This window comes from Brevundimonas sp. ZS04, assembly GCF_001956865.1.
Lineage (GTDB): Bacteria > Pseudomonadota > Alphaproteobacteria > Caulobacterales > Caulobacteraceae > Brevundimonas > Brevundimonas diminuta.
In genome coordinates, this window is the sequence record NZ_MTHE01000004.1 from 196364 (window position 1) to 214043 (window position 17680).

20 protein-coding genes are annotated in these 17680 nt (G+C 68.5%); 9 read left to right on the top strand and 11 right to left on the bottom strand.

The window, feature by feature from the left end; genetic code table 11:
• Positions 1 to 67 precede the first annotated feature (67 nt).
• The 3 genes from BJP32_RS07375 to BJP32_RS07385 form a co-directional block, all read right to left on the bottom strand.
• A complete protein-coding gene (locus tag BJP32_RS07375) occupies positions 68 to 643 on the bottom strand; it encodes a hypothetical protein (protein ID WP_076223499.1) in 576 nt (191 codons plus the stop codon).
• Positions 644 to 729: 86 nt separating this feature from the next.
• Complete coding sequence (locus BJP32_RS07380; RefSeq protein WP_076223566.1) at positions 730 to 1140, bottom strand: CBS domain-containing protein; 411 nt, start codon at positions 1138 to 1140, stop codon at positions 730 to 732.
• A gap of 83 nt (positions 1141 to 1223) precedes the next feature.
• On the bottom strand, positions 1224 to 3038 hold the full coding sequence (locus BJP32_RS07385) for a VWA domain-containing protein (RefSeq protein WP_233126766.1): 1815 nt from the start codon (positions 3036 to 3038) through the stop codon (positions 1224 to 1226).
• Between the two features lie 181 nt (positions 3039 to 3219).
• Between BJP32_RS07385 and BJP32_RS07390 the strand changes: the two genes are divergently transcribed.
• From BJP32_RS07390 to BJP32_RS07400, 3 genes are all read left to right on the top strand, one after another.
• Positions 3220 to 5085: a monovalent cation:proton antiporter-2 (CPA2) family protein gene (locus tag BJP32_RS07390; protein ID WP_076223501.1), complete on the top strand. Its 1866-nt coding sequence runs from the start codon at positions 3220 to 3222 to the stop codon at positions 5083 to 5085.
• Between the two features lie 6 nt (positions 5086 to 5091).
• Positions 5092 to 6402, top strand: coding sequence for a nicotinate phosphoribosyltransferase (locus BJP32_RS07395; protein WP_076223502.1), 1311 nt, complete (start codon positions 5092 to 5094; stop codon positions 6400 to 6402).
• Between the two features lie 81 nt (positions 6403 to 6483).
• Positions 6484 to 7056 (top strand): NADPH-dependent FMN reductase, encoded by a 573-nt coding sequence (locus tag BJP32_RS07400; protein ID WP_076223503.1) that lies wholly within the window; start codon positions 6484 to 6486, stop codon positions 7054 to 7056.
• A gap of 7 nt (positions 7057 to 7063) precedes the next feature.
• Here BJP32_RS07400 and BJP32_RS07405 read toward each other — a convergent pair whose 3' ends face one another.
• A complete protein-coding gene (locus BJP32_RS07405) occupies positions 7064 to 7729 on the bottom strand; it encodes a methyltransferase (RefSeq protein ID WP_143255439.1) in 666 nt (221 codons plus the stop codon).
• The gene (locus tag BJP32_RS07410; protein WP_052747929.1) at positions 7716 to 8291 is read right to left on the bottom strand and encodes a hypothetical protein; all 576 of its coding nucleotides are present in this window, start codon (positions 8289 to 8291) and stop codon (positions 7716 to 7718) included. The genes BJP32_RS07405 and BJP32_RS07410 overlap by 14 nt, the downstream gene beginning before the upstream one ends.
• Before the next feature lie 124 nt (positions 8292 to 8415).
• On the opposite strand from BJP32_RS07410, the gene BJP32_RS07415 reads away from it, so the two are divergent.
• From BJP32_RS07415 to BJP32_RS07425, 3 genes are all read left to right on the top strand, one after another.
• Complete coding sequence (locus BJP32_RS07415) at positions 8416 to 8823, top strand: hypothetical protein (protein ID WP_046651673.1); 408 nt, start codon at positions 8416 to 8418, stop codon at positions 8821 to 8823.
• Positions 8823 to 9020 carry a helix-turn-helix transcriptional regulator gene (locus BJP32_RS07420; RefSeq protein WP_003163619.1) on the top strand — a complete coding sequence of 66 codons (198 nt, stop codon included), beginning with the start codon at positions 8823 to 8825 and terminating at the stop codon, positions 9018 to 9020. The genes BJP32_RS07415 and BJP32_RS07420 overlap by 1 nt, the downstream gene beginning before the upstream one ends.
• A gap of 126 nt (positions 9021 to 9146) precedes the next feature.
• Positions 9147 to 10076 carry an alpha/beta fold hydrolase gene (locus tag BJP32_RS07425; RefSeq protein WP_046651672.1) on the top strand — a complete coding sequence of 310 codons (930 nt, stop codon included), beginning with the start codon at positions 9147 to 9149 and terminating at the stop codon, positions 10074 to 10076.
• A 7-nt stretch (positions 10077 to 10083) separates the two neighbouring features.
• Here the strand turns inward: BJP32_RS07425 and BJP32_RS07430 are convergent, their stop codons facing one another.
• Both BJP32_RS07430 and BJP32_RS07435 read right to left on the bottom strand, forming a co-directional pair.
• Positions 10084 to 10926: a DUF3298 and DUF4163 domain-containing protein gene (locus BJP32_RS07430; RefSeq protein WP_076223505.1), complete on the bottom strand. Its 843-nt coding sequence runs from the start codon at positions 10924 to 10926 to the stop codon at positions 10084 to 10086.
• A 25-nt stretch (positions 10927 to 10951) separates the two neighbouring features.
• On the bottom strand, positions 10952 to 11971 hold the full coding sequence (locus BJP32_RS07435; RefSeq protein WP_046651670.1) for a UbiA family prenyltransferase: 1020 nt from the start codon (positions 11969 to 11971) through the stop codon (positions 10952 to 10954).
• Between the two features lie 127 nt (positions 11972 to 12098).
• Between BJP32_RS07435 and BJP32_RS07440 the strand changes: the two genes are divergently transcribed.
• Positions 12099 to 13295, top strand: a complete 1197-nt coding sequence (locus tag BJP32_RS07440; protein ID WP_046651668.1) for an MFS transporter — start codon at positions 12099 to 12101, stop codon at positions 13293 to 13295.
• On the opposite strand, the gene BJP32_RS07445 is transcribed toward BJP32_RS07440, so the two are convergent.
• Positions 13259 to 14185, bottom strand: coding sequence for a LytTR family DNA-binding domain-containing protein (locus tag BJP32_RS07445; protein WP_083673921.1), 927 nt, complete (start codon positions 14183 to 14185; stop codon positions 13259 to 13261). The genes BJP32_RS07440 and BJP32_RS07445 overlap by 37 nt on opposite strands.
• Before the next feature lie 12 nt (positions 14186 to 14197).
• On the opposite strand from BJP32_RS07445, the gene BJP32_RS07450 reads away from it, so the two are divergent.
• Positions 14198 to 15478: an acyltransferase family protein gene (locus tag BJP32_RS07450; RefSeq protein WP_046651666.1), complete on the top strand. Its 1281-nt coding sequence runs from the start codon at positions 14198 to 14200 to the stop codon at positions 15476 to 15478.
• The gene (locus tag BJP32_RS07455) at positions 15475 to 16113 is read left to right on the top strand and encodes a hypothetical protein (protein WP_046651665.1); all 639 of its coding nucleotides are present in this window, start codon (positions 15475 to 15477) and stop codon (positions 16111 to 16113) included. Before BJP32_RS07450 ends, BJP32_RS07455 begins: the two co-directional genes overlap by 4 nt.
• A gap of 4 nt (positions 16114 to 16117) precedes the next feature.
• Here the strand turns inward: BJP32_RS07455 and BJP32_RS17490 are convergent, their stop codons facing one another.
• From BJP32_RS17490 to ppk2, 3 genes are all read right to left on the bottom strand, one after another.
• The gene (locus tag BJP32_RS17490) at positions 16118 to 16525 is read right to left on the bottom strand and encodes a hypothetical protein (protein WP_198935264.1); all 408 of its coding nucleotides are present in this window, start codon (positions 16523 to 16525) and stop codon (positions 16118 to 16120) included.
• Positions 16476 to 16769: a hypothetical protein gene (locus BJP32_RS17495; protein WP_198935265.1), complete on the bottom strand. Its 294-nt coding sequence runs from the start codon at positions 16767 to 16769 to the stop codon at positions 16476 to 16478. Before BJP32_RS17495 ends, BJP32_RS17490 begins: the two co-directional genes overlap by 50 nt.
• Positions 16770 to 16912: 143 nt before the next feature.
• Positions 16913 to 17656 (bottom strand): polyphosphate kinase 2, encoded by a 744-nt coding sequence (ppk2, locus tag BJP32_RS07465; RefSeq protein WP_046651664.1) that lies wholly within the window; start codon positions 17654 to 17656, stop codon positions 16913 to 16915.
• Between the last annotated feature and the right edge of the window lie 24 nt (positions 17657 to 17680).

Consider the following 17680-nt stretch of genomic DNA (forward strand, 5'->3'; position numbering starts at 1 on the left):
CCTGTGACGATTCAGCCGGGAATCTAGGCTGCGTCGCGGAATCCGTCGAGGGGTGGGATTAAGGTCGTTAAGCCTCGGCTTCGGCGCCGTCGCCGGGCTGGATGGGCGCAGGCGGCGGGGCGGCGATCTCGGTCATGCGGCGCAGGATGGCCTGGGCCTTGCGGGCCAGGCGCTGGGTCTCGGGCGGGGCGTCGTCCGGGGCCTCGGCGACCGAGGCCATCAACTCGCGCGCCAGGTCCATCAGCTCCGGCGCGCCCGCGATCAGGCGAGCCTGGAACTCGACGCGCTGCGGGTCGCGGTCGTATTCGGCGCCGGGCACGCGCCAGCCGCCCCAGTCGGCCTTGTCGGTGACGACGACGGGATAGCTGCCGGGGAAGGGGTGATGGGCGCAGTCGGCCGGATCCTGCCACTTGTTGCGCGCGCGCAGGATGCGCCAGTCGCCCAGGGCGCCGGCGGCGGGATTGCCTGAGGGAACCTGAAGCTCGGCGGCTGCGAATTCTCGGCCCAGCCCCACATCGTAGGTGATGCGGACCGGCTCGTCGAAGCCCTTGGCCCAGACAGGATTGACCTTCTCGACCTGGGCCCAGACGCCGACGCTCTCGACCCAGACCTTCTGGCCTTTCTGGAACTGGGCGCGCGCCATTCCGAACTTCCCCTGCTGAAAGAAGGGAAGGATGCGGCCCCGGCCGTTATCGTCGGGTTCCGCGACGTGGTTAGCGGCGGTTAACCCTAGGGGCGGGAGATTTCTTCCAGCGCCTCGCCGGCGTAGCGTTCCTTGACCCGCGTCGAGAGGTCTCCCAGCGAGACGACGCCGACCAGGCGGCCGTCCCTGTCGACCACCGGCAGGCGGCGGATCTGGCGCGAGGACATGAGATCCAGCGCGACCTTCAGGTCGTCGTCGGCCCGCACCACCAGGGCGTCGCGCGACAGGACGTCCAGCACCCTCGCCTCCGGCCCGGCGCCCGAGGCGACGGCGCGCACCACGATGTCGCGGTCGGTCAGGGCGCCGATCAGCCGGTCGCCGTCGGCCACGGGGATGAAGCCGAAATCGCCCGCCGCCATGCGCCCGGCGACGTTCTGAAGGGTGTCTTCGGGGCGGGCGACCTGCACGTCCTTGCTCATCACGTCGCGAATCTTCATGGCCATCTCCCTTGGCGCGGCCGTTGCGGCCTGGCCTTAAGGAACCCGCGCCGCCGGTCGCGGTTCCGGCGGCGCGGGGACGCTCAGGGTTCCCGACGTTCCGGCAGGCTCTGGGCGGCGCGGACCAACTGGACGAACTCGGCCCGCTCGCCGTAGGGATCGTCGCCGCGCGCGCCCTGGGCCAGATCCAGCACCTGATCCCAGCCGTAGTCGGGCGCCATCCAGGGATCGCCGCGCAGTTTCTGACTGAAGGCGGCGACGGCCAGGGCCCAGCGCGTGGCCTCGGGCGGAGCGTGGGCGGGTGAACGGTCGGTCAGCGGCTGCTGGATCAGCTCCGAACGGTCCTGGCCGGGCTGTTTGTAGCGCACCTGGATGAAGCCCAGTTCGCCGTTCGGATCGCCGCCGCCGGTCGCGATGCGGTTGTCGGCATAGCGGCGCTCGGGAATCTGGGTCGGCCCGCCGACGGGCGTGATCTCATACAAGGTCGTGACGGAAGCGCCCGAGCCGACCTCACCCGCGTCGACGGCGTCGTTGCTGAAGTCCTCTTCGTTCAGCAGGCGGGTTTCATAGCCGATCAGCCGCCATTCGGCGACGCGCGCCGGATTGAACTCGACCTGGATCTTCACGTCGTCGGCGATGGGAAAGGCGCCACGGTCGAACATCGGCCCGAACAGGCGGCGCGCTTCTTTCAGGTCGTCGACATAGGCGGCCGTTCCGTTGCCCGCCTGGGCGATCGCCTGCATCCGGGCGTCCTGATAATTGCCGCGTCCGAAGCCGTAGACGGACAGGTAGATGCCCGTCTTGCGCTTGTCGGCGACGTAGTCTTCCAGCCGCTTGTCGTCGGTGACGCCGACGTTGAAGTCGCCGTCGGTGAACATCAGGATGCGGTTGACCTTGTTTCGGCCGAAGCTGGCCTGGGCCTGGTCATAGGCGTTGGTCATGCCGGTGGCCCCGGCCGTGCCGCCCGAAGCCCGCAAGGAGGCGACCGCGCAGCGCAGCTTCAGCTTCTGCGTCCCGGCGGTGGGGGCCAGCGTCGTGCCGGCGCCCTCGGCGTAATAGGCCACGGCGACGCGATCCTGGGGCCGCAGGCGGTCGATGATCAGGTTCATCGACTGCTTGGCCAGGTCCAGCTTGTCGGGGCTGTTCATCGAACCGGACACGTCGACCAGGAAGGTCAGGTTCAGGGGGCGGCGCTGATCCTCGGGCAGCTCATAGCCCTGCAGGCCCACATGGACGATCTGGCGGCCTTCGGACCACGGCGAGGCCGTGGTGGTCGCCGTAACGGCGAAGGGCCGCGCGGCCGAGGTCGGGCGGGTGTAGCCGTAGTCGAAATAGTTGATCATCTCCTCGACCCGCACGGCGTCGCGCGGCGGAGCCCTGCCGTTGTCGATGAAGCGACGGACGTTGGCGTAGGCGGCGGTGTCCACGTCGATGGAGAAGGTCGAGACCGGCTGATCCGCCGTGCGCTTGACCGCATTGGGCGTGGCGTCTGGATAGCGTTCGGTGTCGACGGGACGCGGCGGCAGGGGAGGGCCGGGGGGATAGGGGCCGATGCGCGACCCGCTGACGACCACGCTGTTCACGGTGGCGGGCGGGGCGGCGTATTCGATTCGGTCTTCCTTCTTGGTCGCTTCGATCGACAGGGTGACGGGCGGAGGCGGTGCGGGATGGGGCGGCCGTGATCGCAGGACGGGCGGCCGCACATGGGACGGCGGCGACAGATCGAAGCCGAGTTCGCGACAGGCGGCCGGGCTGGGCGTTCCGTCCTGAACCACGGGCGGCGGAACGGGCGCGGCGCCGACCGGGGCGGCGGTCATGAGGGCGGCGACGGCGACCAGCGTCAGGCTCGCCGGGCGACGCTGAAATCCGGCGGCGCGGCGCTGTGGATGCTGGGGCATTGTTCGGTCTCCTCCAACCCTGTCACTACCATGAAGAATGACGATGTTCGGCGGAACTAAGGCGAAGGTTCTTCGTGAAGTCGCGTCACTGTCGCCCTGTGGCGCAGAGGTTGTGGTGATGAAGCCCTCGCTATTGAGGTCTTTCGCCCCCACTATGAAGGCTCAAGCACAAGGGTGAGCGATGGCCGAGGCGACGACGGGACTGGAACTGGGCCATGTGGCCGCGCTGCTGGCGGCGGGCGTGGTGGCCGTGCCGATCTTCCGCAAGCTGGGGTTGGGCTCGGTGCTCGGCTATCTGGCGGCGGGCGTCGCCATCGGTCCTTTCGGGCTGGCCCTGTTCCGCGAGCCGCAGACCATCCTGCACGTCGCCGAGTTCGGCGTGGTCATCTTCCTGTTCATCATCGGTCTGGAGATGCGGCCCAAGCGGCTGTGGGGGATGCGCAGGGAGATTTTCGGCCTGGGGTCGGCCCAGGTCGGCCTGGCGGGCCTGGCCCTGACGCTGGCGGCTATGGCGGCGGGCGTTTCGGCGCCGGTGGCCTTTGTCGGGGCCATGGGCTTCGTCATGTCCTCGACCGCCGTCATCGTGCAGATGCTGGAAGAGCGCGGCGACCTGCCGACGCCCAGCGGACAGCGCGCGGTGTCCATCCTGCTGTTCGAGGATCTGGCCATCGTGCCCCTGCTGGCCATCGTCGCCCTGCTGGGCGCGTCTATGGGCCATTCGGCCGAGAGCACGACGCCCCTGTGGCAGTCGATCGGCCTGGCGCTGGCGGCCCTGGCGGGCGTGCTGGCGGTGGGGATCTACGCCATCAATCCGGTGTTCCGCTTCCTGGCCCGTAACGGCGGGCGCGAGGTGATGACGGCCGCCGCCCTGCTGGTGGTGGCGGGCACGGCCTGGATCATGGACGGGGTCGGCCTGTCGATGGCCATGGGCGCCTTCCTGGCCGGGGTGCTGCTGTCGGACTCGACCTTCCGGCATCAGCTGGAGGCGGACGTCGAGCCGTTCCGCGCCATTCTGCTGGGCCTGTTCTTCCTGTCGGTCGGCATGGCGCTGGACATCGGCGTGGTGATCAACGACTGGCGCATCGTCGTGGCGGGGCTGGCGGCCTTCATGGTGGTCAAGGCCCTGATCATCTATGTCGTCGCCCGCGTGTTCAAGGCGCGCCACCATGAAGCGATCGAGCGCGCGGCCCTGTTCGCCCAGGGCGGCGAGTTCGCCTTCGTCCTCTACAGCGCCGCTGCGACGGCGGGAGTGATCGACGCCCAGGCGAGCACGGCTCTGACGGCCATCGTCATCCTGTCGATGGCGCTGACGCCGCTGACGACCCTGGCGTTGAAGCGCTGCCTGCCTAAGGAGGCGGGCCTGTCGCCGGAAGACGCCGAGGGCGTGGACGCCGCCGACGGCCTGCGCGGCCAGGTGCTGATCATCGGCTTCGGCCGTTTCGCCCAGGTGGTGTCGCAGCCGCTGCTGGCGCGCGACGTGGACGTGTCGATCATCGAGAACGACGTGGAGATGATCCAGGCGGCCGGGAACTTCGGCTTCAAGGTCTACTACGGCGACGGCACGCGCCTCGACACGCTTCGGGCCTCGGGCGCGGGCAAGGCCGAGGCGGTGCTGGTCTGCGTCGACAAGCCGGAGGCCGCCGACAAGATCGTGCAACTGGTCAAGTCCGAGTTTCCCGGCGTGAAGCTGATGGTGCGGGCCTTCGACCGCGGCCACTCGCTGCGTCTGATCCAGGCGGGGGTCGATTATCAGGTGCGCGAGACCTTTGAGTCCGCCCTCCGGTTCGGCCAGGCCGTTCTGGAGGAGCTGGGCCTGCCGGAAGACGAGATCGCCGACGTCATCGCCGACGTGCGCCGTCGCGACGAGGCGCGCCTGGACCTGGATCTGACCGGCGGGCTGAAGGCCGGGGCCGCCCTGATGCGCGGCAATATGCCGACGCCGCAGCCGACGCCCTACATCAAGCCGCACCGCGAAGGGCGTCTGGTCAATGAGGACGAGGCCCCGCCCGAGGCTGTCATCGAGCCGGCTGTGCAGAAGGCGGACTGATCCGGCATGGCGAGCATCGACCTGGCCAAGCGGGCCTATGACCACGGCTGGCGCCTGGACCCCATCGTCCGCAGCCTGCTGGACACGGACTTCTACAAGCTGCTGATGCTGCAGCTGATCTGGCGCCGGTTCCGCGACGTGCCGGTGACCTTCTCGGTCATCAACCGCACGACTTCGGCGCGGCTGGCCGAGGAAGTGGACGAGGCCGAACTGCGCGCCCAACTGGACCACGCCCGGTCCCTGCGCTTCACCAACCGCGAACTGATCTGGCTGGGCGGCAACACCTTTTATGGGGTGAAGTCGATCTTCAGCCCGGACTTCCTGGCCTGGCTGGCTGACTATCGCCTGCCGGACTACGACCTGTCGCGCGGCGCCGACGGCCAGTATCGGCTCGAGTTTTCGGGAAGCTGGGCCGACGTCACCCTGTGGGAAATTCCCGCCCTGTCGATCCTGAACGAGCTGCGTAGCCGCCGGGCCCTGCGCCGCATGGGCCGCTTCGAACTAGACATCCTCTACTCACGCGCCAAGACCAAGCTGTGGAGCAAGATCGAGCGGCTGCGACAGCTGGAGCCGCTGGCCCTGTCGGACTTCGGCACGCGCCGCCGCCACGGCTTCCTGTGGCAGGGCTGGTGCGTCGAGGCGCTGAAGGAGGGGCTGGGCGGCGCCTTCATCGGCACCTCCAACGTGCTGCTGGCCATGAACAACGACCTTGAGGCCATCGGCACCAACGGTCACGAACTGCCCATGGTGCTGGCCGCCATGGCGGGCGAGGACGAAGCGGCCCTGCGCGCCGCCCCCTATCGGGTGCTGGAGGAATGGCGGGCGGCCTATGACGGCAATCTGCTGATCGCCCTGCCGGACGCCTTCGGCACGCAAGCCTTCCTTGACGACGCGCCCGACTGGCTGGCCGACTGGAAAGGCTTCCGCCCCGATTCCGCCCCGCCGATCGAGGGCGGCGAGATCATCATGAAGTGGTGGGCGTCCAAGGGCCGCGACCCGCGCGAGCGCCTGCTGGTGCTGGCCGACGGGCTGGACGTCGACGGTATCGAGGCGGCCCACGCCCATTTCAAGGGCCGGGTGCGGACCAGCTTCGGCTGGGGCACCAATCTGACCAACGACTTCCGCGATTGCGCTCCGGTCGAGGCGCCGGAACTGCTGCCCCTGTCGCTAGTCTGCAAGGTGACCCAGGCGGCGGGCCGTCCGGCGGTCAAGCTGTCGGACAATGTCGAAAAGGCCACCGGCGACCGGGCCGAGATCGAACGCTATCTGCGCGTGTTCGGCGAGGCGGGCCGGGGACGTCAGGCCGTGCGCGTCTGAGACGGAACCGCTAAGCTTGGTTGGACATTTGGCTATCAGCGGCGCCGGGCGCCGCCCATAATTTCAGCGGGACACGCTTCCATGACCACCTACAACGTCGGCTACATCATCGGCAGCCTGGCCAAGGGCTCGATCAACCGCAAGCTGGCCAAGGCTCTGGTCAAGCTGGCGCCGGACAAGCTGAACATGAGCGAGATCAGCTTCGCCGACCTGCCGCTCTATTCCTACGACTACGACGCCGACTATCCGGCCGTGGCCGAGACCTTCAAGGCGGCGATCAAGCGCTCTGACGCCATCCTGATCGTTACGCCGGAGTATAATCGCTCCGTTCCCGGCGGCTTGAAGAACGCCTTGGACTGGGCCAGCCGCCCCTACGGCACCAACGTCTTCAAGAACAAGCCGACGGCGGTGATCGGCGCCTCGCCCGGCGCCATCGGCACGGCGGTGGGGCAACAGACCCTGCGCCCCATCCTCGGCTTTCTTCAGGCCCCGCAGATGAATGCGGTCGAGGCCTATATCCAGTTCAAACCGGACCTGATCGACGACGACGGAAACGTCAGCGTCCCCGGCACCGAGCAGTTCCTGCGCGACTATATGGAAGCCTTCCATCAGCACATGGCGCGGGTGCTGACCGTCCTGCCGCGCGACGCCTGAGGCGGCGTCAGGCGTCCAGCGACCAGACGCGCGTGCGCTTGACCTCCTGGTCCTCCAGTTCGCGCGTCGTCGGCACGCGGTATTCGGCCAGCAGGCTGAGGCCCTCTTTCGGGAAGTAGGTGCGGCCCGGATCGCCGACCAGCACGCTAGACCCGGCCGCGCGCGCCTGCTTCAGCCAGGCCAGCATCGCCGCGGCCATCGGCCCTTCATAGAAGACGTCCCCGGCGCAGATCAGATCGAAGGCCTGGGGCGGGGCCTCCAGCAGATTGTCGGCGGTGAAGGCGATCTCGACGCCGTTGGCCTCAGCGTTCGCCACCACCGCCGCCGCGCAGAAGGGATCTATGTCGGCGGCCAGCGCCGAGGCCGCGCCCGCCTTCATCGCCGCGATGCCGACGAGGCCCGAGCCCGTCGCCAGATCCAGCACGCGACGCCCCTCAACCGCCTGCGGATGGTCCAGCAGCCAGCGCGCCAGCGCCTGTCCGCCCGCCCAGGCGAAGGCCCAGAACGGCGGCGGCAGGCCCATCTCGCCCAGTTCCTCCTCGGTCAGCCGCCAGATGGGCGTGACCTCATCGGCCAGCCACAGCGAAACCTCCGGCGTGTGGGAGACGGGCTGAAGACGGGTGTTGTCGCGAATGAAACGGGCGGGGTCGGCGATCCGTCTAGTCGAGTTCACGGGCGCCCTCGATCACGGCCTGATAGACCAGCGACCGATCCGGTCCGCGCGTCATGTGCAGCAGCACCCAGGTCGAACCCTTGCGCGCCACGACCACCCGCAGCTGATCGTTGAACACGCCGTCGGCGAACCCGGCGGGCGCCACGGCGTCGCTGAGCAGGATCAGCGCCCCCATGCCCGAGCCGCAGCGGGCGATGCCGGTGCAGGAAAAGACCGTCTCATAGCCGCCCTCGCGCAACGCTTCCTCATAGTGGCGCGCCATGTCGATCGGCGCGACGGCGGGGCGGATGGCGTAGTCCAGGTGGCTGATCTGGCCCTGCAGGCGCAGGGCGTTTTCCGGGGCGGCGCCTTCAGTCACCGCGCCGGTCGGCAGGGTGATTTCGGCCACCGACAACTGGCGCCAGGCGCGGATGCGCGCGCCGTCCATGCGCGGCAGGTCTTCATAGTCGCGCGCGCCCCGGACATCCTGCTCGACGGCGGGCGGGGCAGGCGAGGCGGCCGGGGCCGCAAGGGGCGCGGCGGCCGTCAGGACGGCCAGGACGAAGGCGGGAAGGCTACGCATGACGACAAGCTAGGGGCCGCCGAAGGCGCTGGCAAGAAAGTCAGGACAGGCTGATAAAAAGTCAGGTTGACATGACATGAAGGCGGTGTCAGGTTGGCCTTACACAAAGTCAGGAGCGCCTGCCATGTTGACCCTCTCCAAACAACAGACCCCCGCCGGGCGTCGCTACGTCCTGCGGACCTTCGCCTTTATGGTCCCTTATGTGGCGATCTGCGTGGCGATGATGACCACTGACGCCTTCGACGGCGTGATGGGGCGTCCTGCGGGTTGGGTGCTGGCGGCCGCCGTGGCCGCTCCGGTCATCGGCCAGATCTGGGCGACGCTGGCGCTGATGCGGGAAAGCGATGAGTTCGTGCGCATGGTCACGGCCAAGCAGTTCATCATCGCCTCCGGCCTGGCGATGGCGGCGGCGACCTTCTGGGGCTTCGGCGAGACGTTCGCCGGGGCGCCGCATCTGCCGGCCTGGCTGATCTATCCGTTGTTCTGGGCAGCCTTCGGTCTGGTTTCGCCCTTCATTCGGTCGTCGAACTGATGAAGAATCGGCTGAAATTGCTGCGCGTCGAGCGCAACTGGACCCAGGAGCAGCTGGGGCAGGCGCTGGGGGTGTCGCGCCAGGCGGTCAACGCCCTTGAGACCGAGAAGCACGACCCCTCGCTCGACCTGGCCTATCGCATCGCCGCCCTGTTCGAGCGGCCGGTCGAGGACATCTTCGAGAACCCGCACGCCTGACGCGTAAAGTCAGGAAAACCTTACTCTCCTGTTTCGCTTCATCGCCGTCATCTTCGGGGCCGCCTCGAGGGACGAACCCTGCTGCGCGCTGAACAGCGGGCAGGGCCAACACGCCAAGGAAACGCCATGACCAAGATATCCGCACCCGCCAAGACCCTGCGCGCCTTCATCCTGGCCGCCGCCGTCGGCTTCAGCGCCGCCAGCATCATCTCTCCCGCCCAGGCCGAACCGGCCCGCGTCGAGGCGCCCGCCTTCGTCTCCGATCGGCTGTCGGTCGAGGTGATGGGGCAGGGGCCGGACGTGATCCTGATCCCCGGTTTCGCCTCCTCGCGCGAAGTGTGGCGGCCGCTGGCCCGGCGTCTGTCGGCGACGCATCGCGTCCATCTGGTGCAACTGGCCGGTTTCGCGGGCGAGGCGTGGACGCACGGCGACGGCGCCTTCGTCCAGCCTGTCGTGGATGAACTGGCGCGCTATGCGGCGACGCTGAACAAACCCGCCGTCATCGGCCATTCGATGGGCGGGCTCAGCGGTCTTCTGTTGGCGCAGCAGCGTCCCGAGACGGTCAGCCGCGTGATGAGCGTCGACAGCCTGCCCTTCTTCAGCGCCATGTTCGGCCCGCAGGTCACGCCGCAGACGGCTAAGCCCTTCGCCGATCAGGCCGCCGCCTCCATCCTGAACGCGGACGAAGCGGCCTTTCGCATTCAGCAGGAACGCACCGCGGGCGGCATGATGCGCGACGAGGCCGGGCGCGCCGCCATGGTCGACTGGTCGATGGCCTCGAACCGTCAGGCGATGGCCTCGGCGATCCGCGAAGTGATGACGACCGACGCGCGCCCCGGCCTGGCGGCCATGACCACGCCGGTCTGGGCGGTCTACGCCTCGGACGCGGACGGCGGCGCGCCCGCCGCCATGGCCGACGCCCTGTGGAGCCGCGAATACGCCGCCCTGCCGGGCGTGACGCTGAAACGCGTCGACGACGCCCGGCATTTCATCATGATCGATCAGCCTGACCGGTTGGACGCCCTGGTCGACGCCTTCCTGAAGCGCGAGGACTGATCGCGGATCAGGCGGCGGGCGCCTTTAGCCGCAGGTCGTCGGTGACGTCGCCCGCCTTGGTCGGGGCGCCCGCGAACTCGCCTGCGTATTCCGGCGACAGGGCGCTCTGGAAGGCCGACAGCGGCAGGGTCAGGTAATAGGCGCCCTCGACATAGGGACCGACCGCATAGGCGTCGAGCAGGAAGGTCAGGCCGCCCGCCTTACCCGGAACCGAACCGGGCGCCAGGGTCACGGCCACGTCCTTCAGCTTGGGGCAGGCCCACATCTCGCCGCTGGTCGAGACCGGCTCGGCGCCGGGACGCTTGGTCTTGGCGGTGTTCACCGCCTGGCACAGGGCGCGCTCCAGGCCGGTCTTGTCGGCCTTGTCGGCGAACAGGTCGGCGGCGGCGATGCGGCGGCCTTCGGTCTTGTCCCACAGCAGGCCGGTGGCGACCGTGTTCGGGTGGGCGCCGCCCGAATAGTCGAAGTCGGTCCGCATCAGGCTGAACAGGCGGCCGGTCTCGACCGGGGCGCCGTAGACGATGGTCTTCTCATAGGGCGGCATGCCCTCGGGCGAACCCGCCTCGGTGCGGTCGGCCTGGGCGCCCTCGGCGTATTCCTTCAGCTTGGCCACCTCGTCGCGGTACAGCGGGGTGTAGAGCGCCGGATAGGACAGCACGTTTTCCGGCAGGCTCAGGCTGACCTTGGCGTAGGGCGTGGCGCTGTCGTACTTCAGCGGCCCTTCGACAGCGTGGGCGGAGGCGGCCGGCGCGGCGGGCGTCTCCTTCTTCTCATTGCGCTGGCAGGCGGCGAGCGAGGCCGCGACGGCGGCGGCGATGAGAAGGACGCGAAGGGGGCGCGAAGGGATCATGCCGGGCTCCTTTGGAACGGTTCGATCAGAAAGCTAGGCCGTTGAACGCGATGGCGGCCAGAAGGATCAACCCCGCATCGCGATTTGATTTGAAAAGACGCAGGGAAAGTTTCGGGTCGTCCGGCTGCAACCGCCGCACCTGCCAGACGAAATGCAGGGCGTAGAGCGCCAGACCGACATAGAAGACCGGCCCCAGACCGGCGACGTATCCCGCCGCGCCCGCCAGGGCCACGGCCAGGACGTAAAAGACGACCACGCCTTCCTTCACCTTGCCGCCCAACGCCCGCGCCGAGGACTTCACCCCGGCCATGACGTCGTCCTCGATGTCCTGAAGCGCGTAGATGGTGTCGTAGCCCAGGGTCCAGAAGATCCCGCCCGCGTAGAGCAGCCCCGCTGACAGGGCGAGGTTCCCCATGCGGTTCAGGCCCTCGGCCATCCAGTAGCTGTCCCCGCTGGCCTTCACGCTTAGGACATAGAGCCAGCCGAGCGCGAACAGGCCTCCTGTCGCCGCCGCGAAGCCCAACAGGGCGCCCCAGTTGAAGGTCAGGCCCAGCCACGCCTGCGGCCACCAGGTGATGCGCTTCATGAAGGGATAGGCCGCCACCAGCCCCAGCGACAGGGCGCCCAGCAGCACCGACGTCAGGTTCATCGTCAGCAGGATGCACAGGCTGACCAGCGACAGGCCGCCGACGAAGACCCAGGCCTGTTTGACGCTGATCTGGCCCGCCGGAATGGGGCGCAGGGCGGTGCGGGCCACCTGGGCGTCGAAGTCGCGGTCGACGATGTCGTTCACCGCACAGCCCGCCCCGCGCATCAGGGCCGCGCCGATGGCGAAGCCGACGACCAGCCACAGCTCATAGCCGCCGAACGGTCGGTCATACTGGTTCAGCGCCAGCATGATCCCTTGCCAGCCGGGCAGCAGCAACAGCCACGTCCCGATCGGCCGGTCGAAGCGGCCCAGCTTCAGCCAGGGCTTCAGCCGCTCGGGCGCATGGCGGTCGACCCAGTTCTGGCCGGCGGCGTCGGGAAGCGGGGCTGTGTTCATGCGGACCGTCTTAGCCCTCCATGCGGCGCCGGGTGAAGGGGGCGCGTCGGATCGCAGTTTCATGAAGTTTCTCGCCGGAGCCGGACCGGGGGTGGACAGGGGGCGCCCTATCCGTCACTTGGCGCGAATGGCTCGCAGCTCCATCCCCCGCAGCGTCTGGATTCTGGGCCTCGTCAGCCTGCTGATGGATGTCTCGTCGGAGATGATCCAGACGCTTCTGCCCATCTATCTGGTGGTGGGGCTGGGCGCTTCGGCGGTGATGATCGGTCTGGTCGAAGGCTTTTCCGTCGTCGTGGCGACGGCGGTGAAGTTCCTGTCGGGCTTCTGGTCGGATCGTATCTCGCGGCCCAAGTGGCTGGCGGTGGCGGGCTATGGGCTGGCGGCCCTGTCCAGGCCGATCTTCCCTCTGGCGGCTTCTGTCGAGGGGGTGCTGCTGGCGAAGGGCGTGGACCGGATCGGCAAGGGCGTCCGCACCGCCCCGCGCGACGCCCTGGTCGCCGCCGTGACGCCGCCGGACATTCGCGGTCGCGCCTTCGGTCTGAGAAAGTCGCTGGATACGGTCGGCGGTTTCGTCGGTCCGCTGCTGGCGATCGGGCTGATGGTGGTGCTGGCGAACGACATCAAGGCGGTGTTCTGGCTGGCCTCCATCCCCGCCTTCCTGGCCGTGGCCTTGCTGGTCGGCGGCGTGTCTGATCCGCCGCGCCCGGACGAGGGCGCCAGGAAGCCGCCCAGCCTGAAGGGAGCGCTGCGTCTGGACGCCGCCACCTGGACCATGATCGCCCTGACGGCGGTGATCGGCCTGGCGCGGTTCAGCGAGTCCTTCCTGCTGATGAAGGGGCTGGACGTCGGCGTCCCCGCCGCCTTCGCGCCGGCGGCCATCGTCCTGCTGCACCTGGTGTTCGGCCTGGCCGCCTTCCCGGTGGGGGCGCTGTCGGACCGCATCGGCCGCACCTCCCTGCTGCTGCTCAGCCTGGTCTTCCTGGCCGCCGCCGACGTGGCGCTGGCGCTGGCGAGCGATCAGGTCGTCTTCTATCTGGGCGTGGCCCTGTGGGGCCTGCACATGGGCTTTTCGCAAGGCCTGCTGATGACCCTGATCGCTGATGCGGCGCCCGCTCACCTGCGCGGCTCGGCGTTCGGCCTGTTCGCCCTGATCTCGGGCCTGATCGCCTTGGCGGGCAATGTCGCGGCGGGCCTGTTGTGGGACGGTTTCGGCCCGCAGGCGACCTTTGCCGTCGGCGCGGTGTTGAGCCTCGTCTGCGCCCTGGGCGTCGCCGGATGGCTGCGGCTTCAGGCGGCGCGCAGCCGCTCCAGCGCTTCGGAGTAACGACGCGACAGCGGGGCCTCCAGCGCCCCCAGCTGCACGGTCCAGTCGCCTGAGCCTTCGGGCCGCAGGCCGGTCATTCGCGCAGCGTTGACCAACCAGCCCCGGTGCGTCCGCACGAAGCCGAAGCGCGCCAGCTCGCCCTCGACCGCCGACAGGGTGACGCGCATCAGGGGCCTGCGCCCGTCGGCCAGGACGAACTCGACGTAGTTGCCCGCCGAGGTCGCGGCCAGAATGTCGCCCAGCGGCGCCCGGATCAGCCGCGTCCCGTCGCGGATGTCGAAGCTGACGGGCCGCAGCGGCGTCTCGCGCGCCTCGCGCAGGCTGCGCACGCCCCAGAAGACGCCGATGAACAGGGCGTAGCTCAGCATGTCCTTACGCAGTTCATAGACGAAGCGCTCGATAGGCGGGCCATAGTCATAGACCTCGCCCAGCAGGGCGTAGACGCCATGCCGCATCGCCACCATCAGCACGACGTGCAGCAGGCTGTAGAGGCAGGCGGCGCCCAGATGCACGGCCAGAAACCGTCCTCGCGCCCGCCAGCCTTCGTGCAGCAGCGATGGCGGCGCCGCGTCCGCCGCCCGCCACGGCAGCCAGATCAACAGCATCAGCGCCAGCGCGCTGGACCCCTCCCACAGCCACGGGGCCCAGGGGCGCAGGCCTGGCCAGTCGGCCAGCACGGTCAGGGCGTTGACCACCAGAAACGCCAGGGTGACGGCGAGCAGGATCGAACCCCCGGCCAGCAGGTCGCGCCGGTCCGCCCCGTTCGTCCCGACAGGCGCGCCGCTCGTCCCCGCCGACGGCGATCCGGCCCCCGGACCCGACCGAACGGCCCCAACGCCTTGTCGGGGATGCGGCGCACGCGGCACGGCGGATGGCGTCGTTTCCGTCATTTCAGGTCGCCCATGTCGTCAGAACCCCTCGCACCCGACCCCCTCGCAGCGATGCGCCGCCATGACCTGGACTGGATCCGGGTCGGGGCCTTCCTGCTGCTGATCCTCTATCACGTCGGCATGTTCTACGTGCCTTGGGACTGGCATGTGAACAGCCCGCAGCCGGTCGAATGGCTGGAGCCGGTGATGCAACTGACCAATCCCTGGCGGCTGACCCTGCTGTTTCTGGTCTCGGGCGCCGCGACCCGGTTCCTGTTCGACAGCTTCCAACGCGAAGGGAAGGGCGCCGCGCGCCGTTTCGCGGGGTCGCGCAGCTGGCGCCTGCTGCCGCCGCTGCTGTTCGCCATGTTCGTGATCGTGCCGCCGCAGTCCTATTACGAAGTGGTCGAGGCGGCTCAGGGGCTGGGCGTGGCCGATCCGGCGCGCTCGCCCTGGCTGGCGGACTTCTGGCTGAAATACGCCACGGCGTCCGGCGGCTGGTGCGACGCCGACGGCTGCCTGACCACGCCGACGTGGAACCACATGTGGTTCGTGGCCTATCTGTTCATCTACAGCTTGGTGCTGGCGGGGCTGCTGGCGTTCGGACGCGGCTGGCTGCCTGTGATCCAGTCCGGGCTGGAGCGCGCCTTGAAGGGCTGGGGCCTGCTGATCTGGCCGGTGCTGTGGCTGTTCGTTCTGCGCTGGACGCTGGCGCGGATCTTCCCGACGACCCACGCCCTGACCGACGACTGGTACAACCACGCGGTGTCGTTCAGCGCCTTCCTGTTCGGCTTTCTCAGCGTCCGCTCGGCGGTGCTGAAAGCGACCTATGAGCGGCTGCGGCGACCGGCGCTGATCCTGGCCCTGTGCGCCTGGGCGGGATGGGCGGCCTATGCCTGGACCTATCGCGACGTGGGAACCCCGCCTGAGGCGTTGAGGGCCGCCATGCGACTGATCTACGCCATCGACCAATGGGCCTTCATCGCCGCCGTGCTGGGCTATGGCGCGCGCTATCTGAACCGGGGCGGGCCGTGGCTGCGCTATCTGACGGGGGGCGTCTTCTGCTTCTACATCGTGCACCAGACGATCACGGTGGTCGCGGCCTACCACCTGTCGAAGCTGGCTCTGCCGCAGGGGTTGGAGGCGGGGCTGCTGATCGCCGTCACCTTGGGCGGCTGCTGGGCCGCCTATGAGGTCGCACTCCGTCTGGGACCGCTGGGCCTGCTGCTGGGCGTGAAGACCCCGCTTGCGCGTCGGGATCGTCCCGTTAGGCTCGACCGCCAGGAACAGCCGCCGGTTGGACAGGACGGATGACGACACGCACCAAGCCCCCATTTCCCTGGTTGCTGGCCCTGACCTGGCTGGTGCTGCTGGGCGCGGCCGTCGGGGGCTTCCTGACCGGCGAGTTCAGCGTCACCTTCGTCGGCGCCGGGACGTTTCTGCTGACCCTGATTCCGTTCTGGCTGGCGCCGCGCATCGGGCTGAACCTGCCGATCGGCTTCGTCACCGCCATCGCCGTCTTTCTGTGCGCCACCCTGTTCCTGGGCGAGATGGGCGACTTCTACGAGCGTTACTGGTGGTGGGACGTGGTGTTGCACGGCGGTTCGGCCGTGGCCTTCGGCCTGGTCGGCGCCCTGTTGATGCTGATGTTGGTGCAGGGCCGCCAGTTGAAGGCCGCGCCCCTGACGGTGGCCTTCTTCGCCTTCTGCTTCGCCGTGACCATCGGCGCCCTGTGGGAGATCTGGGAGTTCATGTTGGATCAGGTGTTCGGCCTCAACACCCAGAAGTCCGGCCTGGTCGACACCATGTGGGATCTGATCGTGGATTCCATCGGCGCCCTGATCGGGGCGGGCGCCGGTTGGGCCTATCTGAAAGGACGCCAGGGCGGGCCGCTGGTGCGGGCCATGCGCGCTTTCGTCGACAAGAATCGGCGGCTGTTCGGGGGCTAGGCGGTCAGGTTTCGCCGGGGTGTCGTCCCGCGCGTTGGGGCAGCAACAGAATAAGCGCCACGATCGCCGCCGCCAGAACAGCCGACGCCAGCGGGCGGCTCAGAGCCAGGCCGCCGTGGTCCAATGGTTTGTCCAGGAAGTCTCCGACCGTGGCGCCCAGCGGCCTGGTCAGGATGAAGGCGGCCCAGAACAGCAGGACACGGTTCGTCCTGGTCCAGAAGTAGCAACCGGCCACGACGGCCAGCAGGGCGCTGAATACGAAGGCGGCGCCGACATAGCCCAAGCCGCCCGTGTCCGCGGTCCAGTCGCCGAGCGCGGTTCCGAGCGTCTGTGAAAAGGTGATGGTCAGCCAGTAGAAGGCCTCAGCGCGAGGGGTGGTGATCGTGTCTGAAGAGATGGATCCCGTGCTCAAACGCCAGGCGGCCAGAGAGGCCAGGACGCAGGCCAGCAACAGCAGCGATCCGCCCGTATAGCCGAATGCCTAGAGAACGGGTGGCGAAATCCGCCAGGGCGGTTCCCGCGGTGGTCGAAGCGATGATGGTCGCCCAATAGAGGAAGGGGCGGAATCGTTTCGCCGTGATCTGACGCCAGACCAGAACGACCAGCACGCTCATGAAGACGCCTGTTCCGGCCAGGTAACCCAGTTTCATCGTCATGGTGACGGTGTCGCCGGCGGTCTCGCCTAGCGTGGTCGCCAGAATCTTGATGATCCAGAACCCCAGGGTGACAGCGGGGACTTTAACTGAGGGCCTGACGTTCTTGCTCCGTCATGGTCTGTCTCCTCATGATGTGAGGCGGTCTACTTCGCCAGCCGCCCTTGCGCCTCGTCGCCAGGGAAGACCACGTCCGGGTCCGGCTCGCGGCACTCAAGGCCGGGTCGGTCGAGGCGGCGCAGGACATGGCGCAGGATGTTCAGCCGCGCCGTCTTCTTCTGATCCGTCGCCACCACGGTCCAGGGCGCATAGTCCAGATGCGTGCGCTTCAGCATCTCGTCGCGGGCGGCGGAATAGGCGCTCCAGCGGGCCTGGGCCTCGGCGTCCAGGGACGAGACCTTGAACCGCTTCAGCGGGTGGTCGACGCGCTCCTCCAGGCGGCGGGCCTGTTCGTCGCGGCTGATGTCCAGCCACAGCTTGATCAGGATGACGCCCGACTGGGTCAGCATCCGCTCGAAATGCGGGGCGTCGTGCAGGAAGCGCTCATGCTGCTCGGGCGTGCAGAAGCCCATGACCGCCTCGACCCCGGCCCGATTGTACCAGGAGCGGTTGAAGATCACGATCTCGCCCGCCGCCGGCAGATGGGCGGCGTAGCGCTGGAAATACCATTGCGTCGTTTCGCGCTCGGTCGGCTTGGGCAGGGCGACGACGCGCGTCTGCCGCGGGGCCATGTATTCGGTCATGCGCTTGATCGCCCCGTCCTTGCCGGCGGCGTCGCGCCCCTCGAAGACGATGACGACCTTCAGCCCCTGTTCGATGGCCCAGGCCTGGGTCTCGACCATCTGGATCTGCAGGGCTTCCAGGATGTCGGCGTAGTCGTCCTTGGCCATGGGCGTGTCCTTGTGTCGCGATCG

Excerpts from the sequence above, each read along its gene's own strand:
- BJP32_RS07375 (WP_076223499.1), bottom strand. The coding sequence starts at position 643 with ATGGCGCGCGCCCAGTTCCAGAAAGGCCAGAAGGTCTGGGTCGAGAGC.
- BJP32_RS07380 (WP_076223566.1), bottom strand. The coding sequence starts at position 1,140 with ATGAAGATTCGCGACGTGATGAGCAAGGACGTGCAGGTCGCCCGCCCC.
- BJP32_RS07385 (WP_233126766.1), bottom strand. The coding sequence starts at position 3,038 with ATGCCCCAGCATCCACAGCGCCGCGCCGCCGGATTTCAGCGTCGCCCG.
- BJP32_RS07390 (WP_076223501.1), top strand. The coding sequence starts at position 3,220 with ATGGCCGAGGCGACGACGGGACTGGAACTGGGCCATGTGGCCGCGCTG.
- BJP32_RS07395 (WP_076223502.1), top strand. The coding sequence starts at position 5,092 with ATGGCGAGCATCGACCTGGCCAAGCGGGCCTATGACCACGGCTGGCGC.
- BJP32_RS07400 (WP_076223503.1), top strand. The coding sequence starts at position 6,484 with ATGACCACCTACAACGTCGGCTACATCATCGGCAGCCTGGCCAAGGGC.
- BJP32_RS07410 (WP_052747929.1), bottom strand. The coding sequence starts at position 8,291 with ATGCGTAGCCTTCCCGCCTTCGTCCTGGCCGTCCTGACGGCCGCCGCG.
- BJP32_RS07415 (WP_046651673.1), top strand. The coding sequence starts at position 8,416 with ATGTTGACCCTCTCCAAACAACAGACCCCCGCCGGGCGTCGCTACGTC.
- BJP32_RS07420 (WP_003163619.1), top strand. The coding sequence starts at position 8,823 with ATGAAGAATCGGCTGAAATTGCTGCGCGTCGAGCGCAACTGGACCCAG.
- BJP32_RS07425 (WP_046651672.1), top strand. The coding sequence starts at position 9,147 with ATGACCAAGATATCCGCACCCGCCAAGACCCTGCGCGCCTTCATCCTG.
- BJP32_RS07430 (WP_076223505.1), bottom strand. The coding sequence starts at position 10,926 with ATGATCCCTTCGCGCCCCCTTCGCGTCCTTCTCATCGCCGCCGCCGTC.
- BJP32_RS07435 (WP_046651670.1), bottom strand. The coding sequence starts at position 11,971 with ATGAACACAGCCCCGCTTCCCGACGCCGCCGGCCAGAACTGGGTCGAC.
- BJP32_RS07440 (WP_046651668.1), top strand. The coding sequence starts at position 12,099 with ATGGCTCGCAGCTCCATCCCCCGCAGCGTCTGGATTCTGGGCCTCGTC.
- BJP32_RS07445 (WP_083673921.1), bottom strand. The coding sequence starts at position 14,185 with ATGACGGAAACGACGCCATCCGCCGTGCCGCGTGCGCCGCATCCCCGA.
- BJP32_RS07450 (WP_046651666.1), top strand. The coding sequence starts at position 14,198 with ATGTCGTCAGAACCCCTCGCACCCGACCCCCTCGCAGCGATGCGCCGC.
- BJP32_RS07455 (WP_046651665.1), top strand. The coding sequence starts at position 15,475 with ATGACGACACGCACCAAGCCCCCATTTCCCTGGTTGCTGGCCCTGACC.
- BJP32_RS17495 (WP_198935265.1), bottom strand. The coding sequence starts at position 16,769 with ATGACGATGAAACTGGGTTACCTGGCCGGAACAGGCGTCTTCATGAGC.
- ppk2 (WP_046651664.1), bottom strand. The coding sequence starts at position 17,656 with ATGGCCAAGGACGACTACGCCGACATCCTGGAAGCCCTGCAGATCCAG.